The organism is Mesorhizobium intechi (assembly GCF_002879535.1).
GTDB lineage: Bacteria > Pseudomonadota > Alphaproteobacteria > Rhizobiales > Rhizobiaceae > Mesorhizobium > Mesorhizobium intechi.
The window spans coordinates 1-7,690 of the sequence record NZ_PNOT02000103.1 but is presented as its reverse complement, the minus strand read 5'-3'; the positions used below and the strand labels follow the sequence as shown (position 1 = coordinate 7,690).

The window sequence follows — 7,690 nt, the reverse complement described above, 5'->3', positions numbered from 1 at the left end:
CGCCACCGGCGGCACCCTCAAAACCCTGGAAGCGCGGCTTGCCGTCGGCGTCGATCTCGCCGCGATCGAAAGCGGCACGATTCTTCTCGTCGCCGACGATCTCATAGGCCTGATTGGCCGCGGCAAAACGGTCCTTCGCCTTGGGATCATTCGGATTCTGGTCCGGATGATGTTTCTTGGCGAGTTTCCGGTACGCCGATTTTATGTCCTTGGCCGATGCGTTCTTTGCAACGCCCAGGACCTCATACGGGTCGCGCATGCTTCCTGCCCTGGAAATGAGTTGAGTCCATACTTGCCTCCTATATGCGCTCGGATAGGAAGAAATTCCAGTAGCTGATGGCCATATTGAAAGCGGAAATCAGAGCGCCTTGAAGCCCTGCATGCGCCAGCCGCCGGCGCTGGCCAGGCAGAGCTCGCCCTCGAACATGGCAACGCCGTCAAAGCTTTCGCGCGAAGCCTTGAAACGGCGGCAGGTCTGGCCCCTGTCCTTCAATTCCGCCAGCTCCGTGATGGAGCCGCGCGAGCCGGTGCCGGCATTGGCCCACGGCACGGCCTGGCCGCCGAGCTGCTCGATGTCGGCGGAGGACACCGCATTGCCGATCGTCGTCTGGTCGGAGTCGCGATCCGAATCGGCAGGCGCCGACGGAGCCTGCGTGCTGCTGGTCAGGATCGAGCGGTCGACTTCGGCCTTTTCCAGGCTGAAGCCCCCCGCGCCACAGGCGGCAAGCGGCAAGGCCACCGCCACGATCGCCGCTTTCGCGCTGGCCGAAGCGATAACGCCCCATTGCCTGCTGTCAAAAGCTTGCGCGATACGCGACAATCGGCAGCCTCCCTGATTTCGTGACAATTTGAGAAAAACTATGAGCGACACAGAGTTAACAACCAGTGACTTTACCGAAGCGGCCGAGCCGTTTCGCCTCTTTGCCGCATGGCTGGACGACGCCACCAAGAGCGAAATCAACGACGCCAACGGCGTGGCGCTGGCGACCGTCGATGCCGAAGGCATGCCGGATGTGCGGATGGTGCTGCTGAAGGGGTTCGATGAAGGTGGCTTTGTTTTCTACACGAATTTCGAGAGCGTGAAGGGCCAGGAGATTCTTGGCAGCATGAAGGCGGCGATGTGTTTCCACTGGAAATCGCTGCGCCGGCAGGTGCGCATTCGCGGCCCGGTGGAGATCGTCAGCGATGCCGAGGCCGACGCCTATTACGCGACGCGCCCACGCGGCAGCCGCATCGGCGCCTGGGCGTCGAAGCAGTCGCGGCCGCTGGAAAGCCGCTTCGCGCTGGAGAAAGCCGTCGCCGAATACACGGCGCGCTACGCCATCGGCGAGATTCCGCGCCCGAAGCACTGGTCGGGTTTCCGCATCGTGCCGAAGACGATCGAGTTCTGGCACGACCGTCCGTTCCGGCTGCATGACCGGGTGGTCTTTACCCGCAATGCCAAAGGCGATTGGGACAAGACGCGGCTTTATCCCTGAAAGCGCAAGGCCTCAGCTCTTCTTCCTGGTCATGAATGCGGTGAGCGCGGCGCGCGCCTCGTCCGACTTCAGCCGCTCGCGAAAATATTCGCTTTCCGCGCCGATGCGAGCGACGAGATCGTCGCGCGAGCCACGCATGAGGTCGCGCGCGATCTTCAGGGCCTGCGGCGGCTTCGCGGCGATCTGCCCGGCCGCCGCGAGCACCGAGGCCTCCAGCGCGCCCTCCTCGACCACGTCGTAGATCAGGCCGGCGGCCTTCGCACGCTCGGCGGAAAACCCTTCGCCAAGGCCGAGCAGCGCGAAAGCGCCCTGCTGGCCCAGGATGCGCGGCGCCAGCAGACTGGAGCCGGCCTCGGGCACCAGGCCAAGGTCGACGAAAGGCGTCCTGAACATGGTGCGCGGCGTGGCGAAGGTCAGGTCGCAATGCAGGTTGATCGTCGTGCCGATCCCGACCGCGATGCCGTCGACCCCGGAGACGATGGGCTTTTCGACCCTGGCCAGCGCCATCAGGAAATCCCAGACTTCCGTGCCGCCGTCACCGCCGGTGGCGACAACCATGAAATCGGCAAGGTCGTTGCCAGAGGAGAAGGCGCCGGGCACGCCGAGGAAGATATGGACGCGGATCGCCGGATCGGCATCGCCTTCGGCAAGCGCCGCCGACATCCTTGCGTACATGGCACGCGTCAGCGCGTTCTTCTTGTCCGGACGGTTCATGCGGATGGTCTGGATGGCGCCCTGGCGCTCGACGAGGATATGGTCTGTCACGGTCTTCTTCCCTGGTGAGCGCTGTGAGAATTCAAGCCGATATCAGCGCCTTGCCGGCGGCGGCGAGGCTCTCCGCGCCGTCGATGACGCGTTCCTTCAGGGCGCGTGCCTCGCCGAGCAGGTTTTCGGCGAAGAAGCGGCACAGGGCGATACGATCCTGATCGGCAAGCGCGCCGCGCGCCAGGTAGGCGCCGCCAGCGGCAAGCGAGATCAACCTGAGATACGGCGTCGCTCCCGCCAGCGCCTCGTCCATCCGGCCGTCGGCCGACAATTTCTGCAGGAAGCGCGTCGCTTGCGTCAGGTCGCCAAGGGCTGTGTCGAGCGCATCGGCGGTACGGCCGAAACCCTGCAGGATGGAAGTACGCACGGCATTGGCGACGGCTGCCAGTTCGCCGATGAAGCCATGCACATGTTCGCCGCCGCCGAGCGGCAGCTTGCGGGTGACCAGATCGATCGCCTGGATGCCGTTGGTACCCTCGTAGATCGGCGCGATGCGGGCGTCGCGGTAGAAGGCAGCAGCACCGGTTTCCTCGATGAAGCCCATGCCGCCGTGCACCTGCACGCCGAGCGAAGCCACTTCGACGCCGACATCGGTCGAAAACGCCTTGGCCAGCGGCGTGAGCAGGTTGGCGCGGTCGCGCCAGTGTGACGCCTGATCGCCATCCGAGACCCGCGCCATGTCGATGGCGTGGGCGCAGGAATAGCTGATCGCCCGCGCTGTCTGCGTCAGCGCCTTCATGGTCAGGAGATTGCGCTGCACGTCGGGGTGATGGACGATCGGCGCCATGCCGGCGCCGGCATAATCCGCCGCTTTGCCCTGGCGACGTTCATTGGCGTAGGCGATCGCCTTCTGGGTGGCGGCTTCCGCGACCGCGACGCCCTGCATGCCGACGGCCAGCCGGGCATTGTTCATCATGGTGAACATGCAGGCGAGACCCTTGTTTTCCTCGCCGATCAGCCAGCCGACGGCGCCGGGCCTGGAGCCCTGGAAACCGTCGCCATAAATCATGGTGCAGGTCGGAGAAGCATGGATGCCGAGCTTGTGCTCGAGACCGGAACAGAAGACGTCGTTGCGGGCGCCGAGCGAGCCATCGTCGTTGACGAAAAATTTCGGCACCAGGAACAGCGAGATGCCGCGCGTGCCGGCGGGCGCGTCCGGCAGCCGTGCCAACACCAGATGGATGATGTTGTCGGTGAAATCGTGCTCGCCATAGGTGATGAAGATCTTCTGGCCGAAGATGCGGTAGGTGCCATCGCCGGCGGGCTCGGCGCGGGAGCGCAAGGCGGCGAGATCGGAGCCGGCCTGCGGCTCGGTCAGGTTCATCGTGCCCATCCATTCGCCCGACACGAGCTTGGCGAGATACGTCGCCTTGAGCGCTTCGGAAGCGTGCTTGTCGAGCGCTTCGACCGCGCCCATGGTTAGCGTCGGGCCGATGCCGAAGGCCATGGCGGCGGAGTTCCACATTTCGAGCGCCGCGACGCCCAGCATGGTGGGCAGCGCCTGGCCGCCATATTCTTCAGGTCCCGAGAGCGCGTTCCAGCCGCCATCGATCCAGCGCCGATAAAGCTCCTTCCAGCCGGACGGCATGGTGACGGCGGCATCCTTGAGCACCGCACCCTGATCGTCACCGATCTTGTAGAGCGGTGCCACCTCCTCGGTGGCGAAACGGCCCGCCTCGCCAAGGACGGCGTCGACCAGGTCCTCGCCGAGATCACCGAACCCACCGGTATCAAGGGCGGACTTCATGCCGGCAACATGCTTGAGCGTGAACGCGATATCCTCGACCGGTGCCCGATACATGTCGCTCGATCCTCCTGATGCACCAGCCTCGCCAACCCTAGAGCCGGCGCGGCCGCAAAACCATCCGCCTTTGGGCAATCTCCCGGCTTCTTTTTACGTAAACGTCAAACTTTGTCACGTGGATTTTGCAATCGCGCCGGCCTGCGGCGTGGCAGCACTCGACCACATGGTTTCACGCCGTTTCAAGGCCGCCCGTTGTCGATGTTTCCCGTCTGCAGCAACGGCATTGAAGCTGTGCGGCTGACTCACCGCATTGCCTCGAAAGCATTTCCTTAACCATAGCGGTTCACCATCGGTGTTTGATCAACGGGGATCCCCTGTTTGAAAACGCCGGCGCACCTTCTTGGCCGCCCAGCAATCGCTCTTGCGGCAATGATGGCGCTGACATCAGCGGCAAAGGCTTCGGATTTCTCCGAGCCGCGGAAGAACGCCGACCGCGCGCTGGTCGTCGACGCCTACGAGTACAATTCCATCGATTGGGCGCAGCTTGCCACAGACAAGCGCATCGCCGCCTTCATCAACAAGGCCTCCGACGGCATGCCGCCGCCCTATTTCTGTTTCGGCGGCGACACCGACGTGAAGCTCTGTAAGGCGCTGTGGAAGCGCCATGCGGTGACGCGCGAACTGTTTCAGACGCGAAGGGTCGTCGCCAAGGCGCTGGGACTGAAATGGGGCGCCTATCATCTCGCCCGGCCCGGCAATCCCGTTGAACAGGCCAACAATTTCCTCGATTTCGCCGATCCCGCGCCGGACGATCTCATGGCGCTCGACATCGAGGGCATCGATCCCTCGCAATGGATGTCGCTCGACGACGCCGAGGAGTTCGTGCGCCAGGTGCATCGGCGCATCGGCCGCTTCCCGGTGCTCTATACCAACGGCAAGACCGCGCAGTATATCGCCGACAACCGCTACAAATATCGGCTGCTGTCGCGGCTGCCGCTTTGGTACGCACGCTACAAGCCTGATATCGATGTGCATTTCCCGATGGGCAACTGGCAAGGCTACGCGCTCTGGCAATTCTCCGCGCAGGCCAATTGCGGCCGTTTCCGCTGCCCCTACAGGGTGGCCGGCACGCCCAATAATATCGACGTCAATGTCGTGCCGATGGATGCCGCCACGCTGCGCCAGCAATGGCCCCTTGGCGGGCTGATCGACGTGCCATCCGACTACCTTGCCAGCGTGCCGGTGCCGCTCTCGCGCGAAGCAGCGCTCGCCGGCAAGACCACCCTCATCTATGCGGATGTGGCAACGCCGCCAACCTTCGAGGAAATGGTCGCGGTGCTCGGTTCGCGCTGGTCGAAATTCCGCGACGGGTTCCGCATGCCAGCGGTGAAGACGGTGCCGCGCAGGCCGGGCTTCGGCATCGTGCAATATGTCGCCTGGAAGAGCACCGGGCAACGCTCGCCCGAACAACTCGATGCCGCCCTTGCTTCGGCCGATCCCGTCAGCACCGGTTCGACCGAAATCGATCGCGGCCGGCCGTAGGCCGCCGCTCCGAAATCTCAGCTCGCCCGCTCGCGCGCCACGGCCTGCCAGCCGATGTCGCGGCGGCAGAACCCGTCCGGCCAGTCGATCCGGTCGAGCGCGGCATAGGCCCGCTTCCGCGCCTCGCCGACCGTGGCGCCGGTCGCGGTGACATTGAGGACGCGGCCGCCATTGGCGACCAGCGCGCCGCCATTGATGGCGGTGCCGGCGTGGAAGATCTGCACGCCTTCGCCCGCCGCCTGCTCGACGCCGCGGATGACCGATCCCTTTTCCGGCGTGCCGGGATAACCCCGCGCCGCCATCACCACGGTAAGTGCCGCCTCGTCGCGCCAGCGTATGGACGTGTGCGCCAGTTGACCATCGACGACGGCATTGAGCAGCACCAGCAGGTCGTCCTTCAGCCGCATCATCAGCACCTGGCACTCGGGATCGCCGAAGCGGGTGTTGTATTCGATCAGCTTCGGTCCTTTGTCGGATATCATCAGCCCGGCAAAGAGAATGCCCGCGAACGGCGCGCCAAGCTCGGCCATGCCGCGCATGGTCGGCTCGATGATCTCGCGCATGGTGCGTTCGACCATCTCAGGCGTCATCACCGGCGCCGGCGAATAGGCGCCCATGCCGCCGGTGTTGGGGCCGACATCGCCGTCACCGACACGCTTGTGGTCCTGCGCCGTGCCGAAAGGAAGTGCCGTGGTACCGTCGCAGAGGCAGAAGAAGCTCGCCTCCTCGCCGGTCATGAATTCCTCGACCACCACCTCCGCTCCGGCAGCGCCAAAGGAACCCTCGAAGCAGGCATCGAGTGCCGCCTGCGCCTCGTCCAGCGTCATGGCGACGGTGACGCCCTTGCCGGCGGCGAGCCCATCGGCCTTGATGACGATCGGCGCACCCATCTTGTCGACATAGGCCTTGGCCGAGGCCAGATCGTTGAAACGGCCATAGGCGGCGGTCGGGATGTCGTATCGTGCGCAGAGGTCCTTGGTGAAACCCTTAGAGCCTTCCAACCGCGCGGCGGCCTTCGAAGGCCCGAAAACGCGGACGTTTTCGGCGCGCAAATCGTCCGCGATACCGGCGACAAGCGGCCCTTCCGGGCCAACCACGACGAGGTCGATTTTCTTCTCCCGGCAGAAGGAGGCGACGGCTGCGTGATCGATGATGTCAAGCTTCACCAGTTCAGCCTCAGCACCGATGCCCGGATTGCCGGGGGCCGCGAAAAGCTTGGTCAGCAGCGGCGAGGCGGCGATCTTCCAGGCAAGCGCATGTTCGCGGCCGCCGGATCCCAGAAGAAGAACGTTCATGGCCACCTCTTGATGCAAACCCTGGAGAGCACCCGCTATTGCTCTCCGGGCGACGGGTCAAGGCATCAGGATGTTTTGAACCGAATTGCGCACGGGAACGTTATCCCCGGCCGAATATGGGCGGCGAATTCCGGCGCCTGCCTGCTTTAGCCAGGAAAGATCACCGGGAACCAGTCTTCGCGCAATTTCTGGCCCGGCTGCATGCCATGGCCGTGATAGGGAGGCGAGGTACGGCCCGGCCGCTCGACATAGTGGGCATCGTCGCCGACCCAGCGCAGCGACAGCGCCCTGCGCCGTGCCGCTGTCAAATTGCCGCGCGCGCCATGCGCGGTGCGGAAGTCGAACAGAATGGCGTCGCCCGGCTCCATCTCCCATTCGAGCACCTTCATCGACGGGTCCTTGTCGGGATCCGGCACCGGCAGGTAATCGCCCTCCCCGGCATAGAAATTGCTGTCGTCGAGCCAGCGCACCGGCAGGATCATCTTGTCCCAGTTGTGCGAGCCGGCGATCAGGCGCAGTGTCGCCTCCTTCACCGGATCGATGGGGATCCAGAAGCTCACCGTCTGCCGGCCATCGACGAAATAATAGGGGATGTCCTGGTGCCAGGGCGTCGGCTTCTGCGTGCCGGGTTCCTTGACCAGAACGTGGTCGTGGAAGAACTGCGCTGTGCGCGACTGCATCACCGCCGCCGCCAGTTCGGCGGCTGGCGATTTCCGCACCACCTCGACGAATTCGGGAATGCGCTCCCAGTTACAGTAATCGTCGAAGAAGCTGCCGCGGCCATTGGCGATGTCGGACGCGGTGGCGCTGCGGTTCCGCATGTTGCGCTCGATGCCGGCGGCAATCGTATCGACCCACCCCTTGAA

General features: G+C 64.4%; 8 protein-coding genes. 2 read left to right on the top strand and 6 right to left on the bottom strand.

Translation table 11 applies throughout. The features are described from left to right. Together C1D09_RS09290 and C1D09_RS09285 are read right to left on the bottom strand one after the other, a co-directional pair. Positions 1-259, bottom strand: a 259-nt coding sequence (locus tag C1D09_RS09290; RefSeq protein WP_167514543.1) for a DnaJ domain-containing protein, incomplete at its 3' end; no start/stop codon positions are given. Positions 260-358: 99 nt separating this feature from the next. After that, positions 359-820: an RT0821/Lpp0805 family surface protein gene (locus C1D09_RS09285; RefSeq protein ID WP_143973985.1), complete on the bottom strand. Its 462-nt coding sequence runs from the start codon at positions 818-820 to the stop codon at positions 359-361. Between the two features lie 40 nt (positions 821-860). Between C1D09_RS09285 and pdxH the strand changes: the two genes are divergently transcribed. Further along, positions 861-1,478 (top strand): pyridoxamine 5'-phosphate oxidase, encoded by a 618-nt coding sequence (gene pdxH / locus C1D09_RS09280; RefSeq protein WP_143973984.1) that lies wholly within the window; start codon positions 861-863, stop codon positions 1,476-1,478. 12 nt (positions 1,479-1,490) lie between these two features. Here the strand turns inward: pdxH and C1D09_RS09275 are convergent, their stop codons facing one another. Both C1D09_RS09275 and C1D09_RS09270 read right to left on the bottom strand, forming a co-directional pair. Continuing rightward, positions 1,491-2,243, bottom strand: a complete 753-nt coding sequence (locus C1D09_RS09275) for a crotonase/enoyl-CoA hydratase family protein (protein ID WP_143973983.1) — start codon at positions 2,241-2,243, stop codon at positions 1,491-1,493. A 31-nt stretch (positions 2,244-2,274) separates the two neighbouring features. Then, complete coding sequence (locus C1D09_RS09270; RefSeq protein ID WP_143973982.1) at positions 2,275-4,044, bottom strand: acyl-CoA dehydrogenase; 1,770 nt, start codon at positions 4,042-4,044, stop codon at positions 2,275-2,277. Positions 4,045-4,416: 372 nt separating this feature from the next. Between C1D09_RS09270 and C1D09_RS09265 the strand changes: the two genes are divergently transcribed. Continuing rightward, the gene (locus C1D09_RS09265) at positions 4,417-5,529 is read left to right on the top strand and encodes a glycoside hydrolase family 25 protein (RefSeq protein WP_143973981.1); all 1,113 of its coding nucleotides are present in this window, start codon (positions 4,417-4,419) and stop codon (positions 5,527-5,529) included. A 17-nt stretch (positions 5,530-5,546) separates the two neighbouring features. Here C1D09_RS09265 and purD read toward each other — a convergent pair whose 3' ends face one another. Continuing rightward, a complete protein-coding gene (purD, locus tag C1D09_RS09260; protein ID WP_143973980.1) occupies positions 5,547-6,824 on the bottom strand; it encodes a phosphoribosylamine--glycine ligase in 1,278 nt (425 codons plus the stop codon). A gap of 146 nt (positions 6,825-6,970) precedes the next feature. Continuing rightward, positions 6,971-7,690: phytanoyl-CoA dioxygenase family protein (locus C1D09_RS09255; RefSeq protein WP_143973979.1), on the bottom strand; the 720-nt coding region annotated here is incomplete at its 5' end.